At 65.3% G+C, this 20,445-nt stretch carries 19 protein-coding genes and 2 pseudogenes; 12 read left to right on the top strand and 9 right to left on the bottom strand.

What is annotated here, in order from left to right; genetic code table 11:
* The first annotated feature begins 627 nt into the window (after positions 1-627).
* From DQ353_RS20215 to DQ353_RS20195, 5 genes are all read left to right on the top strand, one after another.
* Positions 628-1,116: a DUF4262 domain-containing protein gene (locus DQ353_RS20215; protein WP_113764987.1), complete on the top strand. Its 489-nt coding sequence runs from the start codon at positions 628-630 to the stop codon at positions 1,114-1,116.
* 20 nt (positions 1,117-1,136) lie between these two features.
* Positions 1,137-1,562 (top strand): hypothetical protein, encoded by a 426-nt coding sequence (locus DQ353_RS20210; protein WP_146755359.1) that lies wholly within the window; start codon positions 1,137-1,139, stop codon positions 1,560-1,562.
* A 183-nt stretch (positions 1,563-1,745) separates the two neighbouring features.
* Positions 1,746-1,985, top strand: a complete 240-nt coding sequence (locus DQ353_RS20205; protein WP_146755358.1) for a hypothetical protein — start codon at positions 1,746-1,748, stop codon at positions 1,983-1,985.
* Between the two features lie 208 nt (positions 1,986-2,193).
* Positions 2,194-3,039, top strand: a complete 846-nt coding sequence (locus DQ353_RS20200; RefSeq protein WP_113764984.1) for an HpcH/HpaI aldolase/citrate lyase family protein — start codon at positions 2,194-2,196, stop codon at positions 3,037-3,039.
* Positions 3,040-3,188: 149 nt separating this feature from the next.
* Positions 3,189-3,809: a class I SAM-dependent methyltransferase gene (locus DQ353_RS20195; protein ID WP_113764983.1), complete on the top strand. Its 621-nt coding sequence runs from the start codon at positions 3,189-3,191 to the stop codon at positions 3,807-3,809.
* Between the two features lie 10 nt (positions 3,810-3,819).
* Here the strand turns inward: DQ353_RS20195 and DQ353_RS20190 are convergent, their stop codons facing one another.
* The 6 genes from DQ353_RS20190 to DQ353_RS20165 all read right to left on the bottom strand — a co-directional run bounded on the left by DQ353_RS20190 (position 3,820) and on the right by DQ353_RS20165 (position 10,071).
* Positions 3,820-5,373, bottom strand: coding sequence for a long-chain-fatty-acid--CoA ligase (locus DQ353_RS20190; RefSeq protein WP_113764982.1), 1,554 nt, complete (start codon positions 5,371-5,373; stop codon positions 3,820-3,822).
* Between the two features lie 93 nt (positions 5,374-5,466).
* Entirely contained in the window at positions 5,467-6,120 is a 654-nt protein-coding gene (locus DQ353_RS20185) for an SDR family oxidoreductase (RefSeq protein ID WP_181578530.1), read from the bottom strand.
* A 225-nt stretch (positions 6,121-6,345) separates the two neighbouring features.
* The gene (gene rraA / locus DQ353_RS20180; RefSeq protein ID WP_113764980.1) at positions 6,346-6,810 is read right to left on the bottom strand and encodes a ribonuclease E activity regulator RraA; all 465 of its coding nucleotides are present in this window, start codon (positions 6,808-6,810) and stop codon (positions 6,346-6,348) included.
* A 91-nt stretch (positions 6,811-6,901) separates the two neighbouring features.
* Positions 6,902-7,750 (bottom strand): fumarylacetoacetate hydrolase family protein, encoded by an 849-nt coding sequence (locus tag DQ353_RS20175; RefSeq protein ID WP_113764979.1) that lies wholly within the window; start codon positions 7,748-7,750, stop codon positions 6,902-6,904.
* A 75-nt stretch (positions 7,751-7,825) separates the two neighbouring features.
* The gene (locus DQ353_RS20170) at positions 7,826-8,461 is read right to left on the bottom strand and encodes a bifunctional 4-hydroxy-2-oxoglutarate aldolase/2-dehydro-3-deoxy-phosphogluconate aldolase (protein WP_113764978.1); all 636 of its coding nucleotides are present in this window, start codon (positions 8,459-8,461) and stop codon (positions 7,826-7,828) included.
* Complete coding sequence (locus DQ353_RS20165) at positions 8,458-10,071, bottom strand: N-acyl-D-amino-acid deacylase family protein (RefSeq protein WP_146755357.1); 1,614 nt, start codon at positions 10,069-10,071, stop codon at positions 8,458-8,460. The genes DQ353_RS20170 and DQ353_RS20165 overlap by 4 nt, the downstream gene beginning before the upstream one ends.
* 1,378 nt (positions 10,072-11,449) lie before the next feature.
* Here DQ353_RS20165 and DQ353_RS20160 point away from each other — a divergent pair.
* The 5 genes and pseudogenes from DQ353_RS20160 to DQ353_RS22465 all read left to right on the top strand — a co-directional run.
* The gene (locus DQ353_RS20160; protein WP_113764975.1) at positions 11,450-12,091 is read left to right on the top strand and encodes an ABC transporter permease; all 642 of its coding nucleotides are present in this window, start codon (positions 11,450-11,452) and stop codon (positions 12,089-12,091) included.
* The gene (locus DQ353_RS20155; protein ID WP_113764973.1) at positions 12,084-13,367 is read left to right on the top strand and encodes an ABC transporter ATP-binding protein; all 1,284 of its coding nucleotides are present in this window, start codon (positions 12,084-12,086) and stop codon (positions 13,365-13,367) included. The genes DQ353_RS20160 and DQ353_RS20155 overlap by 8 nt, the downstream gene beginning before the upstream one ends.
* Complete coding sequence (locus DQ353_RS20150; protein WP_113764971.1) at positions 13,364-14,161, top strand: ABC transporter permease; 798 nt, start codon at positions 13,364-13,366, stop codon at positions 14,159-14,161. Before DQ353_RS20155 ends, DQ353_RS20150 begins: the two co-directional genes overlap by 4 nt.
* Positions 14,161-15,153, top strand: a complete 993-nt coding sequence (locus tag DQ353_RS20145) for a glycine betaine ABC transporter substrate-binding protein (RefSeq protein WP_113764969.1) — start codon at positions 14,161-14,163, stop codon at positions 15,151-15,153. The genes DQ353_RS20150 and DQ353_RS20145 overlap by 1 nt, the downstream gene beginning before the upstream one ends.
* A gap of 108 nt (positions 15,154-15,261) precedes the next feature.
* A pseudogene (locus tag DQ353_RS22465) lies at positions 15,262-15,624 on the top strand (nucleotidyltransferase family protein); the annotation flags it as partial.
* A gap of 59 nt (positions 15,625-15,683) precedes the next feature.
* Here the strand turns inward: DQ353_RS22465 and DQ353_RS22460 are convergent.
* The 3 genes and pseudogenes from DQ353_RS22460 to DQ353_RS20130 form a co-directional block, all read right to left on the bottom strand.
* Positions 15,684-16,136 (bottom strand): annotated as a pseudogene (locus DQ353_RS22460) (NCS2 family permease); the annotation flags it as partial.
* Between the two features lie 14 nt (positions 16,137-16,150).
* Complete coding sequence (locus DQ353_RS20135; protein WP_113764967.1) at positions 16,151-16,642, bottom strand: nucleoside deaminase; 492 nt, start codon at positions 16,640-16,642, stop codon at positions 16,151-16,153.
* A gap of 356 nt (positions 16,643-16,998) precedes the next feature.
* Entirely contained in the window at positions 16,999-17,814 is an 816-nt protein-coding gene (locus DQ353_RS20130; RefSeq protein WP_181578529.1) for a DUF4184 family protein, read from the bottom strand.
* 282 nt (positions 17,815-18,096) lie between these two features.
* Here DQ353_RS20130 and DQ353_RS20125 point away from each other — a divergent pair, with 282 nt between their 5' ends.
* Together DQ353_RS20125 and DQ353_RS20120 are read left to right on the top strand one after the other, a co-directional pair.
* A complete protein-coding gene (locus DQ353_RS20125) occupies positions 18,097-19,551 on the top strand; it encodes an ABC transporter permease (protein ID WP_113764964.1) in 1,455 nt (484 codons plus the stop codon).
* A gap of 81 nt (positions 19,552-19,632) precedes the next feature.
* The gene (locus DQ353_RS20120) at positions 19,633-20,301 is read left to right on the top strand and encodes an ABC transporter ATP-binding protein (protein WP_113764988.1); all 669 of its coding nucleotides are present in this window, start codon (positions 19,633-19,635) and stop codon (positions 20,299-20,301) included.
* Positions 20,302-20,445 lie beyond the last annotated feature (144 nt).

Here is a 20,445-nt window from a genome sequence, read left to right as displayed (position 1 = left end):
GCGCCTCCACGGCGAAATCGGATACATCCCACCCGTGGAAGCAGAAACCAATTACTACTCAAACCTGCCCGCCATCAAAACGATGGAACGGGTCTAATAAACCCTCCACCAAACCCGGGGCTTGACAAATCGCCAGCCGACGTACCGGAAAGAACCGACCGGCAACTCCCGATCCGTGGACCCGCGCCACGCCACCACCTGGGTTCTTGTCAAGGGAACGCCGTTGGTCCTCGCGGCAGTCGGTGCCTTGTTGGCCCTGACCGCTTGCGGGGGATCGGTCCACGCTGACGCGGGGAGGGGCGCCAACCGTGTGCCGGTCAATTCGGGAACCCAAGTCCGCGCCACCGCCGGCAACGAACCGACACCCCTGGCCACGAGCCGGAAACGTTCCGACGGCCGGCATTGGACGGAGGCATCGGCGCCCGGGGCAAAGCACGGGCCGGGATGGCTCGATCGCCAACACCGGGACAGAGGCGCAAAGACCCGTGTTCCGGGTCGTCGAATCCGTCGTCGTCATACGTCCGGTAAGTTATCCACAATTTTCAAGAAACGCCCCACAGCATCGGGGGAACGGCGAACACTTGGTGGTGTCAGCGAAAGATCATATTGAATCAAGGAGCGGGAACCATGTGCCTCCAATGCGACGGGTGGTCGGCCGCGGAAGTCGAACGCCACATCAACAACCTGATCGAACAGCACGGTTGGGCCTTCCAATACGTGGAGGACCCGAACCCCCGTCGGCGCTTCGGTTACACCATGGGGCTCACCAAGCGTGGTGAACCGGAGTTCCTGGTGCGCGGGCTGGACATGGCCGACACCAACAAGATGTTCAGCGGCTTCGTCTCGGCGGTGCTCGACCGCCGCGAACACTTCGACAACGGGCACACCGCAAACTGGGTGGATGGGAGGTTGCTGTATTTCTCCACCATGCGCGGGGCCACCAAGTACGCCCTGGGTGCCTACGCCCGCTACGGGCACGGCACCCGGGTGCTGGAAATCCATTTCATGGATCGCGAGGTGCCTCCGGTCACCCCGGCGCTCCGATTCAATCCCGTTTCCACGCCAGCCGGGTACGGACCGGCCGCGGCCCGGAAACGCTGGGAACAGGAGGCCTGAAGATGTTGTTTGGACCAGCAGTGGATCCGGAGGATGTGGCGTTTCTGCAACCGATTCGCGACTTGATTCGACGGGAAGGCTACGGCAGGGTCATCGACGCGGACTCGGAACTCCGGCAACACGTTTGCTACACGGTGGGACTGACGGAGAAAGGGCTTCCAGAGCTGATTGCCGGGATGGAGGATTTCACCGAGTTTCCCGAAGGGACCCCGGGCCTGATGCACCACCTGGCCGGCACACTGCTGCAACGGGGCGGAGGCTATGGGGAAGGCGACGTTTTCGAATTCCACGGGCAGTGGGTCCGCTTGATCTCCGAATCCCTCTACAAGGCGCAGTGCGACGTGGCGCTCGACCTCTACGGACCAAATTTTGTCTTGCTGCAGGTCGCCCCCTGTGATCCCAACCCGTCCGAACGCAAGAGCACCCAGCCGATCTGCCTGAACTGATGCTGAGGCGATGGTTGCTACCTGCCTTCCGGCGCGTGCACGGGGGAGTTGGGCAAGCAGGTGGGCCCGGCGCTCGGGATGCACGCGCGACCCTGGCGTCGTGCTCGGCACGGATCGCCGCATGTTGCGGATTCCGGCGCGGCATCGGGCAACCCGGGACCCAGGGCCAAGAACCACCGCGGGGTGAAGACCCTCGCGGCGAGGGTGTTTGGCCGGGCAGTGGGAGCCCAAGGCGATGAAGGCGAGGAACGCCAGCACCCCGGAGGGCAGGAACAGTCCGCCGGGCATCTTGAACGTGCCTTCCCCCTGCAGATGCGGGCGGCGACGCTGGTAAACGATGTAGCTGGCCAGGATGATGGTCCACACGAACATGAAGCACGCCCGGAAATCGTGGTGGCCGGCGTGAAGGTTCCCGCCACCTGAGGTCGTGCCGTCTTTTCTGCCATGGTGCGCGTTCGCCTGTGACGGCCGATGCAGTGCCGAAGAACGATACGCCCATTTGACGCCGCGCGCGAAACATTCTCGACGCTTACGGGCGTCAAACATGGGTTTGACGCCCTTTCGCGACATGGAACGCTCGCGGCGCCGTTCGCGTTGGTACCTTGGCACGGGTTATCGGTAGGCTGGAGGCATGGCATTCCGTAATCGTCGCGCAGCTAACCTTCCAGCAAAACTCTCCCGCTCCTGGCTGCTTGTCAACGCCTCGAAGCCCGAGGACTTCGGCCCGGCCCTCGCGTCCGAGGCCGATTCGGTGATCTTCGACATGGAAGCAGCCGTCCCGGATGACAAGAAGGAAGCGGCCCGCGACGCCGTGGTCGAGGCCCTGTCAACGGGCATGACCGCCTGGGTGCGAGTCAACGGCATCGACACCGACTTCTGGGCCAGGGACCTGGCCGAGCTGTCCAAGGCCCCGGGCCTGCGCGGGGTCATGCTCGCAATGACCGAGAAGCCGGAGCAGGTCACCTACACGGCCATGCGCCTGCAGGCAGGCACCCCGGTGCTCGCCCTGGTTGAAACGGCGCTCGGCATCGAGAACGCCACCGCCATCGCCTCGGCCCCCGGAACCTTCCGCCTGGCCTTTGGCGTCAACGACTTCCGCAAGGACACCGGCGTCTCCGGTGATCCGCTGGCCCTGGCCTACGCCCGCGGCAAGCTCGTGGTGGCCTCCCGTGTGGGCAAGCTCCCCGGCGCCATCGACGGCCCCCCTGCACCGGGCGCGGAAGCCGCCGAGGTCCTGGCCGACTCCGCCGTCACCGCCTCGATGGGCATGACCGGCAAGCTGGCGCTCTCGCGCACGCAGGTCGACGAGATCAACCTTGGCCTCTCGCCGAGCATCGACGAGCTGTCCTGGGCCCACGAAATGCTCGAGGCACACGCCGCCGGCGCTTCGGTGGGCGACGGTTCGTACCTGCCGCGTCTGGCCCGTGCGCAGAAGATCGCCGACCTGGCCGATTCCTACGGATTGTGGAACGCCTAGGCCCCCATTCCTTCCCTCGGCCCCCGACCCGGAGCTCTGCTCCGGGTCGGGGGCCGAGCTGTTTGCCGCGTCCTTGTGTCCTGCGGCGCGCGGGCAGAGACTTGAGGCATGAACCCGGAACCAAGAACCCGCCCGCGCGGTGGATCCTGATGGCCAGCCTCTACGAAAAGCACATTCTGCCGCGCCTGGTCGCGTACTCCTGCGGCAACGCCTCGCTGGCCCCGCTGCGCGCCAGGACATGCACCGGACTGCGCGGGAAGGTACTGGAGCTGGGGTTCGGTTCGGGCACCAACGTGCCGCACTATCCGGCGGCCGTCACCGAGCTGGTGGCCATCGAACCCTCCGACACCGCATGGAGGCTCTCGGCCCCGGCGCGTGCCTCCTCCGCCACCAGGATCCTGCGTGGATCCCTTGATGGCCAGTCGTTGGCCGAAGAAGACGGCGGTTTCGATGCGGCCCTGAGCACGTTCACGCTGTGCACCGTCCCGGACCCGGGCGCGGCGCTGGCGCAGATCCGCCGGGTGCTCAAGCCCGGGGCGGCGCTGCACTTCCTCGAGCACGGACTGGCACCCGATGAAAAGGTCGCGCGCTTCCAGCGAAGGGTCGAGCCCGTCCAGAAGGCGTTGGCCGGCGGCTGCCACCTCACCCGCTCCACGGCGGAGATGCTGCGCGAAGCGGGCTTCGAGATCACCGGGCTGGACACCTTCTACCTGCCCGGGGCACCGCGATTCGAGTCCGCGCTGAGCCTGGGCACGGCCATCCGTCCGTGACGGGCGCGGCCTATTCCTCGATGTAGCGGGAAACCAGCTCGCGCTTGAGGATCTTCCCGCTGGGGCCCAGCGGGAATTCGACAACGATCTGGACCAGCCGCGGGTACTTGTAGGCGGCAAGCCGTTCCTGTGCGTAATCCACAATGGCCCTGGCCTCCAGCAGGCTTCCGGCCACCAGCGTCACGGCCGCCACGATTTCCTGCCCGTGCGTCTCATCCGGCACCCCGAAGACCGCCACGTTGGTGATCTCCGGATGGGCGATCAGCACCTCCTCGACCTCGCGCGGGTACACGTTGTAGCCGTTGCGCAGGATCATGTCCTTCTTGCGGTCCACGATGGTGATGTAGCCCTCGGAGTCCTTGGTGCCCAGGTCCCCGGTGCGGAACCAGCCATCGACCATGGCCTCGGCGGTGGCCTCGGGCCGGTTCAGGTACCCGGAGAAGAGGTTGTGTCCGCGCACCACCAACTCGCCCAACTCGCCGGCCCCCAGCAACTCGATGGCATCGTGGACCGCGGGTCGCGCCACCTCGATGTCCACGCCCCAGATCGCCTGGCCCACGGTGCCGGGCCGCGGCTCGGTGCCCACGTGGTTGAAGGAGGCCACCGGGGAGGTCTCCGTCAGCCCGTACCCCTCGTGGATGGTGGCGCCGAAGTGCTCGCGGAAGCCATCGAGGATGGCCAGCGGCAGGGCTGCGCCCCCGGAGACCGCATAGCGCAGCGACGGGGCAGGCTCCGGCCGGGCCTTGGCAGCGGCCAGCAGCCCCACGTACATGGTCGGGACCCCGATGAAGATGTTCACGCCCTGATCGAGCAGCATGGACAGGGCGGCCTCGCCGGTGAACTTGGGCAGCAGCAGGATCTCGGCCCCGGCGCGCAACCCGGCGTTCAGTGCCACGGTCTGCCCGAAGGTGTGGAACAGCGGCAGCCCGCCGAAGATCTTGTCGCCGCGGCGCATGTCGAAGGTGTTCATCAGCAGCACGTTGACCTGCTCGACCAGGGCAAAGTGGGTGCCCATGGCGCCCTTGGGCTTGCCGGTGGTTCCCGAGGTGTACAGGATCGTGGCGATGTCCAGCGGGCCGCGCGGGACGTAGGTGTCGATGGGGGACGCAGCCCGGGCCAGGTCCTCGAGCCGGGCGAACTCCCCGGCCTCGGGGGAAAGCACGGTCAGCACGCTGGCGCCGGCGGCAACCGCTCCCGCGGCGCCCTCGACCAGCAGCGGGGCAGCACACACCATCAGCTTGGCCTCGGCATCGGTGAGCACGTATTCGATTTCGTGGCGCTTGAGCAGCGCATGGATGGGCACCGCCACCGCTCCCAGGGCCAGCACCGCGTAATAGACGCGTGCGAAGTCGGTGACGTTCGGGATCAGGATGGCGACCCTGTCCCCGTCCTTGACCCCGGCTTCGCGCAGCGCCCCGGCGTAGGCGCGGGTCTGGTCCCAGAGCTCCCGGTAGCTGGTGCTGGCTTCGCCCAGGGTGATGGCGGGCAGCTCGCCGTGGCGCTTGGCGCCCTCGGCCAGGATCGCGGCGACGGACAGGGTGGCGTTTGGAACTGCTGCGTTCACGGCGATACTCCCAAGGGCGGTGCGGGTGGCTTATGCCCCATCCTGCGTGCCGCGCCCGCACCTGTCAATGAACCGGGCCTGGCAGACGAGGCGCTAGGCTCCGGCGACGACCTCCGCGACCGGGAGGGTCCCGTCGGTGAAATTGATGGTTTTTCCGACGCTTGCCGGTTCGTCCAGGGCCGCGACGATGGCCAGGGCCGTGTTGCCCCGGGAAGTCGAGGTGTCGGACGCCGGGTCCGGGTCCGGGCTCAGCAGCCCGGTGGGTTCGGCAAGTGTCAGCGCCCCGGGGCCCAGGATGGTGTAGTCCAGGGCGCTCGCGCGCAGGTGCTCGTCGGCGGCGATCTTGGCCGCCATGTACGGGTAGAACGGGTCATCGAGCGGAACCAGGTGGTCGTTGCTGGCGGTGAGGAAGGAGACCATCACGTAGCGTGCGATGCCGGCGAGCTCGGCCGCGATCATGGAGCGGATGGCCGCGTCGCGGTCCACCGCGTAGGTGCGGTCCGGGTTTCCGCCGCCGGCTCCCGCGGACCAGACGATCGCGTCGGCACCCTTGAACACCTCGGCCATCTCGGCAGCCGAGGCATTTTCGATATCCAGCACCAGGGCCGTTGCGCCCGTGGCGGCGATGTCGGCGACGTGGTCGGGGTTGCGGATGATCGAGGTGACGGTGTCCCCGCGCTTGGCCAACTCGGCGGCTGCCAGCAGCGCGACCTTGCCGTGGCCGCCAATGATCGTAACCTTCATGATTGACCTGTTCTTCCGCTCGTTGACCCCGGAGCGTGTGCTCCGGCCTTGTGCTTGGGTTTGAGCCTACCGAAGAACAACGGCCACGGCCGGGTGCCGGCATTCAATTGCCCGGAGGGCATATCCGGGAATAATCGAGGCGGTTGCCCCACGCAGATCCACCGCCAACATCCGGTCGCCGCTTCGGCAAGGGGAATCCACTGCCGAAACGGGAAGCCCCGAGCCTGGTCAGTCGGTGACGAGGATTCCGTCCTCGTCCGAATACAGGGTGGCTCCCGGGGTGAAGGTGGCCCCGCCGAATTCCACGGGGATGTCCACCGCTCCGACCGAGTCCTTGGCGCTCTTGCGCGGGTTCGAGCCCAGGGCCTTGATGCCCAGCGGGGTGCCGGCCAGGGCCACGCGGTCGCGGATCGCCCCGAAGATCACGACCCCGGCCCAGCCGTTGGTGACGGCGGCGGCGGCAATCATGTCGCCCATCAGTGCCGACTCCAGCGACCCTGCACCGTCAACCACCAGCACTGCGCCGTCTCCGGGGGAGTTGAGCAGGGACTTGACCAGGCCATTGTCGCGGTAGCAGCGCACCGTGCGCACCGGTCCGCTGAAGCGCGGGTGGGCACCGAGGTTTTCAAGTTGCAGGGATACCGACTGCAGGGATTCATCGGCGTCAAAGAGGTCACAAGTCGTAAAGGTCATGGGCCCTAGCCTACGATTCGCGGCCCGAAATCCATGCGGTGTTACGTGGTCCGGACGGCGCGGCCCAAGGATTGCCGCCGCGCCGCCGGAATCAGCTCAAGACGTTGCGGCTGGTGCCCAGCGACTCGATGGAGGTTTCCAGCACGTCCCCGGCCTTCAGCCACGGGTGGCGTCCGGCCTCGTTGCGCCGGCCCAGGGCCACTCCGGCGGGGGTCCCGGTGAGGATGACATCGCCGGGGCGCAGCTCGTTGAACACCGACAGGTAGGCCACCAGCGCGGAGGGGGAGAAGACCAGGTCGGCGGTCGAATCCTCCTGGACGACTTCGCCGTTCACGCGCGTGGTGATCTTCGCGCCCTGCGCGAAGTCCTCGGCGCTGACCAGCCAGGGGCCCAGCGGGGAAGCCGCATCCCAGCACTTGCCCTGGGTCCACTCGGTGGTGCGGCCCTGGTAGCCGCGCATGGACACGTCGTTGGAGACCGCGTAGCCGGCAATGTGCTTGTGGGCCTCGGCCTCGGCGATGCGGCGCCCGGGCTCGCCGATGATGACGGCCAGCTCACCCTCCCAGTCGATGCGGTGGTCCTCGGCCGGGATCTCGATTCCGTCGTTGGCCCCGGTCAGCGAGGAAGCGAACTTGGTGAAGACCGTGGGGAATTCCGGTTCCTCCTTGCCGACCTCGGCAATGTGGTTCCTGTAGTTCAGTCCGATGCAGTAGACCTTGGCGGGGTTCACGATCAGCGGGGCGTAGTCGGCCTCTGACAGCGGAATCGCGGTGCCGAAATCGACGGCGGAATCCAGCGAATCAAGACGGGCTTCCTCCGGTGCGCCAAGGAATGCCCCGACGTCCTCGAAACCCGAAAGTTCGAACGCGGCATCTCCCTCAATGAGCGCGGCAAAGGTCTGGTCGGTGGCGCCCGGCCGGCGCATCGTAGCAAGTTTCATGGGCCTATCCCATCACACCTGCAACCGCCCGCAGCCACCTGTGACGCACCTTGTCATTCGCCCGAAGCCACGATCCTAGTGCAGGGCCGCGGTGAATTCCGCGGCGAGCCCGGTGATGGCCTCGTACTGGCCGGCCGCCACCAGGGCCCCGGGAAGGACCGCGGAGTCGACGCACACGGCCAGCGCCCCGGCGTCGAGGAACTCGTTGGCGTTGGCCAGGGTGATGCCGCCGGTGGGAAGCAGTCGCACGCCGGGGTACGGTACCTGCAGGTCCAGCAGGTAGCGCGAACCCATCGTTGCGGCGGGGAAGATCTTGACCATGGCGCTGCCCAGGTCAAGGGCCATCGCGACCTCGGTCGGGGTCATGGCGCCCAGGCAGAAGGGGATCCCCGCCTGAACGGCGACCTCAGCCACCTCGGGGCGGATTCCGGGGGCGATGATGAACCGCGCGCCCGCATCGATGGCGGCGCGCGCCTGGTCGGCGTGCAGTACGGTGCCGGCCCCGACGATGGCGCCGTGCGTTTCGACGGTGTCGGCTGCCCGGGCCAGGTGGGTGAGCATGCCGGGGGTCGTGAAGGTGAATTCGACCGCGTTGATGCCCCCGGCGACCAATGCGCCGCAGAGTTCGGTGGCGTCGGTGATGGCCTCGGCGCGCACCACCGCCAGGGTCTTGTCCCGGTGGAGCAGCTCGATCATTTCCGGTGTGTTCATAGGGATTGCGTGGTTCCTTCCGGGCCGCGGCGCAAGGCACGGCCGGCCAAGGCCGAAGTGGGTTGGTGCTCGGAAACGGCAGGCACGCCGTTGACGAACACGTGGTTGATTCCTGCCGCCGGTTGCCGCGGATCGGCAAAGGTGGCCATGTCAATGATGGCATCCGGGTCGAAGACGAGCACATCGGCGGCGTTTCCGGCGGCCAGCACCCCGCGGTTGGCCAGGTGCAGTCGCTGGGCCGGACGACCGGTCAGCTGGTGGATGGCCGCCGGAAGGTCCATGGCCTTGGCCTCAAGGGCGAAGCCTCCGACAAAGCGTGCAAAAGCTCCCCACCCCCCGGGGTGCGCTGCGGCTTCCGAGCGGAATCCGACGCCGGCACCGGTGTGCGTACGGTGGCCCATGATGGCCCGCAGGTCGTCCTCGGTGCCCGCGGCGTACAGGACGCCGGTGGCCAATGAGTCGGTGAGTAGGATCCGCACCAGGGTGGTGGCCGGGTCCGATGACTGGATCGCTGCGATCCGCGCAATGCTTTGGCCCACCAGCATCGCAAGCTGCCCGGACTCCACGAAGGCGATGGTGACAGCATCCCAGTCGATGTCAGCGGAGGCCTCGAGCTCGGAGCGGATCCGTGCAACAGCCTCGGGGTCATCGAGCCGTGCCAGGACATCTTCGTCTTGCCCGTCCCGTGCCCAGCCGGGCAGCAGCGAGGCCAGCATGCCGGGGTTCTCGAGGTACGGGTGGGAATCGCAGGTCAAGTCAACGCCCGCCTTGAGGGCCCGGTCAAGCACGGACAACAGGTCTGCAGCCCCTGCGCCGTCCGCGGCGAGGTGCGTCAGGTGCACCGGCACCCCGGTCTTGGAGGCCAGCGCAATGGACCGGGCGACGGACTCGGCGACGGGAACCGCCAGGGAATTCCGGGTGGGTGCCCAATAACCGCCGTAGGCGCCAACCGCGGCGCACAGCGCCTCGAGTTCGGCGGTCTCTGCCGGTGTTGCCGAAGCACCCGGAGCGGAAGACGACAGGCCCACTGCGCCTTGTTCCAAGGCGTCGGCCATGGCCTTGACCTCTGTGACGAGCTGCTGCGCGCTGGGCGCAACCGCTGCGCTTCCCATGGCCAGGGCGCGCACGGCGTCCTTTGGCACCAGGTAGGCGGTGTTCGTGCCGGTGCCGGAATCGAGGTGGTCGAGGTATTGGCCAACGGTGCGCCACTGGACGTCGCGGTCCGCCCATTCAGGGGCCATGCCGGCCAACCGGTGGCGTAGCAGCGATGCCGAAGCATCGGTGAGTGGGGCGCAGTTTGCCCCGTTCTGGCCAAGGACCTCGGTGGTGACGCCTTGGGTGAGTGCCGAGTGGCGTGCCGGGTCCGTCAGCGGGGCCGTATCCGAGGAACTGCGCAGGTCGATGAATCCCGGGCAGGTCACCAGCCCGGCTCCGTCAATGAGAATGGTGGTTCCGTCGTCCTTGAAGGATCCTGCCGGGAGGATGTCCGCAATGAGTCCCGACTCCAGCACGATGTCGCCCAGGTATTCGGGGTTTCCGGTGCCATCGAGGAGCCGTGTGTGGGTGATGGCGGTGCGAACCGCGGTGGGGCGCACTTCGTGGCCCCGCATTAAAGGGAGACGTGAACTAGGGACACGGCATATTGGCCGTTTGCGGCCGGGGAAACCGGCTGGCGTCGTTTTTTGGCGGTGGGACGTCCGGCGGTGGTTGGACTTGCCGGGCGGCGGTTGTGCAACGTGGAGAGCGTCGAATTTGAGGGGGTGAGGTTTTCCACGGCTATTTCCTTATAAAGAGGTCCAGCGGCGAAGTGCCCAATGAACAGCGCAAATGACGGGCACATAGGTCTCATGTCTAACACGGTCTGGAAAATACCGTCAATGCGACCGTCAACGCAGGCAAGATTGAGAGTCGCCGGATTCGCCGGGATTGCTGCAGGGATTGCTTGAACATGATGGCGAGGGAGCCCTCCTGGGTGGAGAATACTGCTTCGTGGGAAGCCGTGGAGCCCGCTGTATCGGGGGAAGGCCGTTCCAGGATTCGTCATCCCTTGCCCATGAGCCACAGGCAACTTCCATCGATGCAAGATGATCCACCCAGACCACTTTTCGGGGAACATCCGGGGAGCGCGATATTCGACGAATGAGTATGAATATTCATGCACTGAAATGAACGGTATTCTCGATCATTCAGATGCCCTGAATTGCGCCGTGGAACATCCATATTGAGTTGACAGGAATACGTCACGGGCTTGCCTGAACGCGGCCATCCCAACGTGGCCTGGATCGAGCCGAATGGCACCTGGAGGATGTCGCCCGAGATCAATGCATCTGCTGCCCGGACACCTTGTCGGACAGGAGCGGTGACACCAGATTCGCGCTCGTGAAGCTTGGTGAATCCGGGTCGGCCGGGTGTTCGCACGGGCAGCGCGCGGCAACCGGACACGGAACAGCCCGTGGGGCCGGTTGGACCGATGCCCGGAACCCGGTTCCCGCACCGGAATGCCGTGAACATGGCGATATTCCGCGTAGCCATCGGCGAGTTGGATCGATGCTGGCCCATAAAAGAGCGCACCGGCCCAAGAATTGCTCCGATCCTGTGCCGGAAAAGTGTGGGCCACCTGCGAATCGGTGTGAGCCTCATTACTTCCGAATCATTGATTTGCGAGCCGAAACGCGGTTGCCCCGCGGCTTGCTGCCGCCACCCCAAGCGAAGGTGGCGGCTGCAAGGTCCTGGAGGCCCAAAGCGATTGTCTGCCCTACGTAGGCAAGGATTTCCCGACAGTCATTGTTGCAATCCGATGCCGATCTAAATGTGGTGATCAACGGATATATTCAACGAAATTCTACGAATTGCAAGGTAATCACAATGCCGCCGAACGGCCCCTCTCAGGTAGATGCGGGGCCATTATTCCCGTATGTTTGCATGGTATCCAAGGTCGTTCGGGCCGACGAGAGCAGGCTACGTAACCAAAGTGAAGCAGGTTTTGATGTGTTTGAATTTATTGGCGAAAGGTACCGCCAAATATTGTTTGCCTCATGGCAGCATTTCTCGCTCGTTGCGCAGTGTCTGATCCTCGCAACGCTGATCGCCGTGGTCATCGCGGCGCTGGTTTACCGAAATAAGTCTCTATCCTCCTTGGCCAATGGCATCTCTGCCATTGGTCTGACGGTTCCATCTTTCGCCGCGATTGGCTTGCTGATTGCACCGATCGGGTTTGGCGTCCCCCCGGCAGTTATCGTCGTGGCATTCTTCGCCGCACTGCCCATCCTCCGCAACGCGATCGTCGGGCTGGCCGGAATCGAGCCCTCCATCGTGGAATCGGCACGCGGCATCGGCATGGGCCGCATGCGCACCCTTGCCACCATCGAACTTCCCATGGCTTGGCCGGTGATCCTGTCCGGAATTCGAGTCTCGGCCCAGATGGTCATGGGCGTAGCAGCAGTTGCCGCCTACGCGCTGGGCCCAGGCCTTGGCGGATTCATCTTCTCCGGACTTTCCCGCTCGGGCGGTGCCAAGGCCTTCGACTCTGTGCTCGTCGGCGTGATTGGCGTGGTCATCCTGGCCTTCATTCTTGATCTCATCCTGATCGGCATCGGCCGACTCACAACCCCGCGAGGTATCCGTGTCTGAGACCACCGACGCCATTACTGGCGCATCCATTCTGCTTGATCAAGTCACCAAGCAATACCCGGGCCAAACCAAGCCCGCCGTCGGCGGACTGACCCTGGAAATCCCCGCAGGCAGCATCGTCATGTTCGTGGGCCCTTCCGGTTGCGGCAAGACCACCACGCTGAAGATGATCAACCGCCTGATCGAGCCCAGCAGCGGCAAGATCGTGATCAACGGCGAAGACGTGACCAAGATGGACGGCGACACGCTGCGCCGCCGCATTGGCTACGTGATCCAGGCCGGCGGGCTCTTTCCGCACATGACCGTTGCCGCGAACATCGCGATCGTGCCCAAGATGCTTGGCTGGGACAAGGCAAAGATCGCTGCCCGGGTCGATGAGCTGCTGGAGCTCGTGTCTCTGGATCCATCGATTTACCGAGACCGATACCCCAAGGAACTCTCCGGCGGGCAGCAACAGCGTGTGGGCGTGGCCCGCGCACTGGCAGCGGACCCACCGGTCCTGCTCATGGATGAGCCCTTCGGTGCGGTTGACCCCATCACCCGCCAGCGCCTGCAGGACGAACTGCTCAACATCCAGTCCGAGGTGCAGAAAACCATCGTCATGGTCACCCACGACTTCGACGAGGCGGTCAAGCTCGGCGACTGGATCGCGGTCTTCGACGAGGGCGCCCAGCTGGTCCAATACGATTCCCCCGAACGCGTCTTGGCCAACCCGGCCAACGAATTCGTGGAAAATTTCATCGGCTCGGGTGCCGGGCTCAAGCAGCTCACGCTCACCCGCGTGAACCAGGTCAAGCTCAACGAGGCCGTCACCGCACTGCCGGGCGAGCTTGCCAGCGATGTGCTTTCCCGTGTGCAGGGTGCCGGCCAGCCGCTGGCAGTGGTGCTGGACAAGCGCCGCCGCCCGGTGCGCCGTCTCACGCGCCGCCAGCTCTCCAGGCTGCAGATCGTCGATGACACCATCGACGAGTCGATGCCGGTGGTTGGCGACCAGGCGACGCTGAATGACGCACTGGACACCATGCTGGTGGCAAGCTCGGAAACCGCAGTGGTCACCGGCCGACGCGACGTGTTCCTGGGCGTCATCAACGTCCAGACGATCATGGAGGCGATCTCGGCCGCCAATTCCGCTGCCGCCGAGGCCGAGGGCGATGCACCCGTCGGGTTGAACTCCGGTGCCATCCCGGCCATTGCCATCGAGGGTGCCCTGGCCGCCAACGGCCACAACGGAGGGAACCCACCCGGGGACCTGCAGGATGTGGAGGAACCACGATGAGTTCCACCACAGCTTCCACCACAGCATCCACCGCGCCGGTGCAGGGCGGCATTCCGAAGCTGCGCCTCGAGCACCCCTGGCGGATTCTCGGGCTGCAGCTGGTTGGCATCGGGCTGGCATTCCTGGCCTTGGTGCTTTGGCTCATCAACGCGGATCTGACCGAAACCGAACGCACGACCCTGGCCCCCGGCGTGCTGTGGGGCTACACGGTTGAACACCTGCAGCTCACCGTGGTGGCGGCAGTCATCGTGCTGCTCATTGCCATCCCGCTGGGGATCGTGCTGACGCGTCCCACGATGCGGCGCTTCACCGGTCCCGTCTTGGCCGTGGCCAATATCGGCCAGGCAGCCCCGGCCATCGGCCTGATTGTCATCCTGGCCTTTTGGCTGGGCTTCGGTTTCTGGGCAGCGATCGTCTCGCTGGTGCTCTATGCCATCCTGCCGGTGCTCACCAACACCATGGTGGGCCTCAAGCAGGTCGACGAGCGACTGGTTGAAGCCGGACGCGGGATGGGCATGACCTCCATGGCCGTGCTCTTCAAGGTCGAGCTGCCGCTGGCCGTCCCGGTGATGCTCTCGGGCATCCGCACCGCATTGGTGCTGCTTGTCGGCACCGCCACCCTGGCCGTCTTCATCAACGGCGGCGGGCTGGGCATCCTGATCACCACAGGAGTGAACCTGAGCCTCACCGCGGTGCTGGTCTTCGGATCCCTGTTGGTGGCCATGCTGGCCCTGCTCATTGACTGGGTTGGCCGGGCCGTCGAAGAGCTCGCACGCCCGAAAGGACTCAAGTAATGCGCATTGGAAAACGGATCAAGGCCGCAGCGCTGCTGGCATCGGCCGGAGTAGTGCTCACCGGTTGCGGGCTGGCCACGGCCACCGCGTACGTTCCCCCGGCAGGACCTGGAAGCATCCAAGTGCTTCCGGACCTGCCGGAGAACGCGACCATGACCGTCACTTCCAAGAACTACACCGAACAGCTGATTCTCGGAAAGATCGCAGTCCTGGCCGGCCAGGCCGCCGGGTTCAAGATCAACGACCTGACCAATGTGCCGGGCAGCCAGCCCGCACGCGAACTGCTGAAGTCCGGCCAAGCCAGCATGATGTGGGAATACACGGGTACCGCCTGGATGACGTATTTGGGTCATGAGGACGGCATCGCCGACCAGCAGGAAATGTGGGAAAGCGTCCGAGACCAGGATGCGGGCAACGGGGTCATCTGGGGCGAACGCGCCCCGTTGAACAACACCTACGCCATGGCCGTGCGCACCGAGGCACTCCCGAAGCTGGGCAACATCACCAAGCTCTCCCAGCTCAAGGACCTGAGCCCGAAGGACCTCACGTTTTGCGTCGACGCGGAATTCAACTCCCGCTCCGACGGGCTGAACCCGATGCTCGAGCTCTACGGGCTCAAGCGCGGGGCCGCGGACTCGGTCCCGGACTCGAACGTGGGCCTGTACGACACCGGTGCGATCTACAGCGCCACCGATGCCGGGGCATGCAACTTCGGCGAGGTCTTCACCACCGACGGGCGCATCAAGGCCCTGGACCTGACGGTGTTGGAGGACGACCTGGGATACTTCCCGGCCTACAACGTGGTTCCGGTCTTCAACGGCAAGTTCCTTGAACAGTACCCGGGCATCGACAAGGTCTTTGCGAAGATCTCCCCGTTGCTGACCGATCAGGAAATGCAGTCGATGAACCTTGAGGTCGATGTCCACGGTGAGGAACCTGCCGACGTCGCCTTCAAGTGGATGGTCAAGGAAGGCTTCATTTCGGAGCCGTAGCACGACGAATATCTGCAAGACAACTGGGCTTGGTTGGTTTCACGTGAAACCAACCAAGCCCAGTGGCATATCCAGCGCCATGCCGAGGCCGCGCCCCAGAGTGGGCAGATGACCAACCCAATCCAACGTCCTTCGGTTCTCGGCGTGCTGCTGGCGGCAGGTTCCGGCTCGCGCCTCGGGCTGGGCCCCAAGGCGCTGTTGCGCAAGGCCGGCGGGCAGACCCTGCTGGAATCCGCGCGGCACGCGCTGCTGGACGGCGGCTGCGGGCACGTGGTGGTTCTCGGGGCCGAGGCCCGGCGGGTGGCGGCGGAGCTGAACGGGCAAGGCGACACGACGGTGCTGGTGAACGAACGCTGGGCCACCGGCATGGGGTCCTCGCTTGCCCTGGGCCTGGCTGCGGTGCCGGAGGGATCGGCAGCCCTGCTGACGTTGGTGGATCAGCCCGGCCTGAGTGCCGAACTGGTCCACCGGATCCTGCAGACGCACCGCCCAGGGCGGATCACCGCTGCCGGTTTCCGTCGGGACGGCGCCCCGATCAAGGCAAAGATGACAATGACGATGCCGTTGAGCAGCACCAGGCCCATGGCCTCGGGCCAGGTGACGTCGCCGATGACGGAGACGGCCAGGAACGAGTTGATGCCCAGCCCGGCGGCCAGCCCGAAGGGCAGGTTTGCGACAATGCCAAAGACAATGGTCATCAGCCCTGCGGCCAGACCGGTCGCCGCCCCCACCGCGGCGGCGGGCAGGAAGTTCCCCGCCACATCCACCGGTGCCGCATCGGCGCTGAACCCTCCGAGGATCAGCGGGTTGAGCACCACGATGTAGGCCATGGTGAAGAAGGTGACGATGCCGCCGCGGATTTCCCGCTTGACGCTGGAGCCACGCTGCCCGATCTTGAAGGCACGCTCCAACAGCGTGGCGCGGATGACCGGTTGCGGCAGGGGTGCTTGTGTCTTTTCACGGTTCGGATTGGTGATGGTCATGGGATTCGCCACCCTCAGTATTCGATGCGGGTGTCGAGGTTCGACCACAATGCGAAGGGTTCGCGATGGTCGAACCCGTCATCGGCAATGCGCTCGACCGGCATCAGGGCCCTCCGGTCGGCCTGGTCGCCCTCGAAGAACTCGTAGAACGCCGCATCGTCGAATCCCGCGGCGGCAGCCTCGTGCCTATCGGCGGCGTAGACCACGCGGGAGATCCGGGCCCAGAGCGCGGACGCCAGGCACATGGGGCAGGGCTCGCAGCTGGTGTAAAGCACGGCACCGGACAAGTCGAAGGTGCCCAGGGCGGCGCATGCGGTGCGGATGGCGGTGACCTCTGCGTGGGCGGTGGGGTCGTTGTTGGCGGTGACCCTGTTGACGCCCTCGAAGCGTGATCCGTCTGCGGAGACGATCAGTGCTCCGAACGGACCGCCCGCATTGCGGACGTTGTCCGCTGCAATGGCGACGGCTGCCGCGAGGTTTGCTGCTGAAAGAGTATGGCTGGTCATGGTGCGACTTCCTTATGCTCCAGACGAAGTGCTGGAGCAAAGGTGCCTTGGTCTTGCGCTGTCCCAGGCGACACTCCGCAGCTTCGAAACGGCTGATGGATTAGTTGCGCCTGGTTGATGACTTCCCCTTCAACAAGGTGAAGCCCGCCTTTGGCAAACAACAACATAGCAAGGAATGGCGACCCGCGCCACTGTTGATTTGGAAGTAAGTATCTGCATCGTGAAAGTTGAGCCCCATGGCCGACGATACAGGCAAGCGGATTTTTGGCGTCCGGAAGCTCGGGTGGTGCGTTTCGAATCCAGGGCATGACGTTGGCCGATGGGAGCAGGGCCAGCGGTGCGTGGCCGGGTTGAAACTAGGCCCGGGAACGGCTCATGGAACGCAATTTTTTCGCCAATGCCACGCCCTGCCAAACCAAGGAATATGCCGCCATCGCGACGATCAGGGCCGCACCTCCGCGGGTGGTGACGATCCACAGCAGGGATTCCGCGGTGGGCTCGGCATTTGCCGCCAATTCGCCGGATGCTCCAATGCCAGCCGAAGCCAGCGCGGGGACCAGCAGGAGCGTTCCCACCAGCGTGGCCCGAAGCACGGTTCCCCGGGTGCGCTTGATTTCCGTGGCCACCGGTTCAGCTTTGACCCGCTTGATGTACCAAAGGAGCATGACCACCAGTCCCGCCAGGGAGCTCAGGTGCTGCAGGATCCGGTACACGGGGAATCCGCTGATTGGTTCGGCACCAAGGAACGGCAATTGCTGGACCACCCAGCCGTGGGAGTGGGTGAAGGCATCCCAGGCAATGTGCGTGACAAGCCCGAGCATCAAGGAATAGAAGATCCACAGGGCAATGCGTGCGCTGCTGGGCTTGCGGCCCTTGAGCTTGGTCTTGGCAGGGACCCAGGCATCCGGTGTTGCCCAGCGCAGGGGTTGGGCCACGAGCCAGAGGAAGCCGGACATGACCAGCGCCAGGGGCAGGCCGACCGTCAGGATCTGCGCAAAGTCATGGGAGTTGGCGCCGTTGAGTATGGGTGCGTACCAGGCGTTGCTGGTGGAGGAGACCATGGCGAAGTACGGGATGTCCGGTGCCATGGCGCCGGCAACCAAGGCGATCGGCACGAAGGGTTGGCGCAGGAAGGGCAGGACGGCAGCCGGGTGGGCCAGGGTGAAAGGCAAGATGATCCTCGAAAAGTTGCGTCAGAGCCCACGGGGCAACGAATTGAAGTTGCGAATGGGTCCACCATCCAGCCTAGTTGGCTCCGGGTTCGAATGCGGCCGGTGGGACTGTTGCAACCGACACGTTGGCGGCGGTGCGCGGCTTTCCCCACACAGCGCAATCATGGTCCGCGCACAGCCCCCACCTAATCCAGGCACAGGTCTGACCAAGTCAACGCATAGAAATGTGAAATATCTTGAACATCAGGCGCGGCAAGTGTTCGCGCAGTGAAGGGAACTGGGATGTTCGCACGGTATTTGAGGCGAGAGCTGTCGGGACGAAGGAAACAGACCGCCATCATCGCCATCGCCATGGCCCTGGCCATCGGGCTGGTCGTGATCGTCAATTCGCTGTCGGCGGGGGTGCGCGACGCGCAATCAGCGGCACTCGAAGCGGTCTACGGGGTCGGCACAGACATCACGGTGAGCGCGACACCGACGCCGCCGGGCGACGGCGAACGGCCCCCCGGCCCGCGCTTCGAATTCGAGGCGGATGCCGGAACATCGACCTCCGACGGTTCAACGGCGGTGAGCCAGTCGGTGCTTGGCACCGGCCGCGGGGCAACAACCTTTGACTCCGCGGCGGTGGACACCGCTGCCAAACAGGAGGGAGTGGCCGCGGCCTCGGGAGTGCTGGCTCTGACCAACGCGACCTTTGACGGCCAGATTCCGCAACGCAGCACTTCCGGGACAACACCCGGGAGCGGCGGAACCCCGCCACAGGGCGGCGGCATGGGAGGCGGGGGACAATTCGACGTCAGCTCCTTCACCGTCATGGGCGTGGACTTCCAGGCAGGGACCATTGGCCCGCTGGCCTCGGCGACATTGCAGCAAGGGCGTTTGCTGACCGCCGCCGACAAGGGCAAGAACAACGTGGTTCTCGATTCCGCCTACGCAACCACCGAGGAATTGAAACTCGACGACAAGGTGGAGATCGCCGACACCAAGTTCAGAATCGTCGGAATCGTTGCGGCATCCGGCGCGGACGCCGAGACCGCCTCCAACACCTACATTCCGCTGGACGTTGCGCAGAAGCTCTCCGACAGCACCGGCAAGGTCAGCACCATCTACGTGCAGGCTTCCTCCGCCTCCCAGATCCCGGCGGTGAAGGAAGGGCTGCAGGCAGCCTTGCCGGAGAACACGGTGAACACGCAGGAGGACCTGGCCTCGACGGTCTCGGGTTCGTTGTCCACGGCCGCGGGCCTCGTTTCGTCGCTGGGCACCTGGCTTTCGATTGCGGTGCTGGCCGTGGCATTCCTGCTGGCGATCCTGCTGACCCTCTCGGGCGTGGCACGACGCACGCGTGAATTCGGCACGCTGAAGGCCATCGGGTGGCGCAATTCAAGCATTGTGCGCCAGGTGGCGGGCGAGTCCCTGGTCCAGTCAATGCTGGGCGGTGCCCTGGGGATCGTGGTCGGGTTGGGCGGCATCCTCGTCATCAACCTGTTCGCCCCGACGCTCAGTGCCGCGGCCGAATCCACCGGCGTCCCGGGCATCGGGGGACGGCCCGGGGGCCCCGAAGCGGCGGGAAACGCAATGGCACAAGCGGCCGAAGTGGTGCTGAACCTGCCCGTCGCACCCTCGATGATTGCCATCGCGGTGGCCATCGCCATTGCCGGCGGCCTGCTGGCAGGAATTCTTGGCGGCTGGCGCGCAGCGCGCCTGCGCCCTGCCGAAGCACTGCGCTCGGTTGCCTAGGACCCTCGAAGGAGTCACCAGATGATGAATGAACAAACACTGACCGAAGATCGCTCCGGCGCAGAGGGGACCCCAAGGACCATGTTCCGGTTGGAGAAGGTGCACAAGACCTATGTGCAGCGAGGCCGCACCGTCCATGCCCTGAACGGGGTTGGACTTGAAATCCCCGCGGGCCAGTTGGTGGCCATCCAGGGGCCAACCGGCGGCGGCAAGACCACCCTGTTGCAGATGCTTGGGGCACTTGACCGGCCAACCTCGGGGACCGTGGATCTTGCCGGGAAAACGATCTCCTCCCTGGGCGACGGGGCACTGGCCGACATCCGGGCCCACGAGATCGGCTTCGTCTTCCAGCACTTCAACCTCATTCCCACCCTGAGCGCGCAGGAAAATGTCGAGATGGGACTGGCACCGTTGAACCTGCCCGCCGCCGAACGGGCAAGGCGCGCGGCGGCGTCGCTGGAATCGGTGGGCCTGGGGGAGCGGGCCACCCATCTTCCCGGGGAACTCTCGGGCGGCCAGCAGCAGCGCGTCGCCATAGCCCGCGCGCTGGCCAAGAACCCCAAGGTGCTGCTGGCCGACGAACCGACCGGCAACCTGGATGAGTCGACGCGCGACGAGATCATGGAGCTGTTCGAAAAGCTCTGGCGCCAGGGGCTGACCATCGTGATGGTGACCCACGATTCGGCGGTCGCGGCCCGGGCCGAGCGCCGGCTGGGCATCACGGAGGGGGAAATCACCGAGGAAGCATAGACGACCCAAGGGAATCGGGCTCTACGGATTTGAGCGTGGTGCGGGTGCCTTGACGCCGTAATCTTGCGGGCGGGTTTCGGGGCTTCCGGCGTGCCGTGTCCCGGATAGACGTCAGGGCCTTCTTGAATGGTTATCGACCAAGAA

Source organism: Arthrobacter sp. AQ5-05, assembly GCF_003287975.1.
Taxonomy (GTDB): domain Bacteria; phylum Actinomycetota; class Actinomycetes; order Actinomycetales; family Micrococcaceae; genus Paeniglutamicibacter.
The sequence above is the reverse complement of the archived record's forward strand: the minus strand, read 5'-3'. Positions and strand labels throughout refer to the sequence as shown.

Coding starts and splice junctions, on each gene's coding strand:
- DQ353_RS20200 (WP_113764984.1), top strand. CDS start 2,194: ATGGCATTCCGTAATCGTCGCGCAGCTAACCTTCCAGCAAAACTCTCC.
- DQ353_RS20120 (WP_113764988.1), top strand. CDS start 19,633: ATGTTCCGGTTGGAGAAGGTGCACAAGACCTATGTGCAGCGAGGCCGC.
- DQ353_RS20170 (WP_113764978.1), bottom strand. CDS start 8,461: ATGAACACACCGGAAATGATCGAGCTGCTCCACCGGGACAAGACCCTG.
- DQ353_RS20195 (WP_113764983.1), top strand. CDS start 3,189: ATGGCCAGCCTCTACGAAAAGCACATTCTGCCGCGCCTGGTCGCGTAC.
- DQ353_RS20125 (WP_113764964.1), top strand. CDS start 18,097: ATGTTCGCACGGTATTTGAGGCGAGAGCTGTCGGGACGAAGGAAACAG.
- rraA (WP_113764980.1), bottom strand. CDS start 6,810: ATGACCTTTACGACTTGTGACCTCTTTGACGCCGATGAATCCCTGCAG.
- DQ353_RS20215 (WP_113764987.1), top strand. CDS start 628: ATGTGCCTCCAATGCGACGGGTGGTCGGCCGCGGAAGTCGAACGCCAC.
- DQ353_RS20145 (WP_113764969.1), top strand. CDS start 14,161: ATGCGCATTGGAAAACGGATCAAGGCCGCAGCGCTGCTGGCATCGGCC.
- DQ353_RS20175 (WP_113764979.1), bottom strand. CDS start 7,750: ATGAAACTTGCTACGATGCGCCGGCCGGGCGCCACCGACCAGACCTTT.
- DQ353_RS20165 (WP_146755357.1), bottom strand. CDS start 10,071: ATGCGGGGCCACGAAGTGCGCCCCACCGCGGTTCGCACCGCCATCACC.
- DQ353_RS20135 (WP_113764967.1), bottom strand. CDS start 16,642: ATGACCAGCCATACTCTTTCAGCAGCAAACCTCGCGGCAGCCGTCGCC.
- DQ353_RS20150 (WP_113764971.1), top strand. CDS start 13,364: ATGAGTTCCACCACAGCTTCCACCACAGCATCCACCGCGCCGGTGCAG.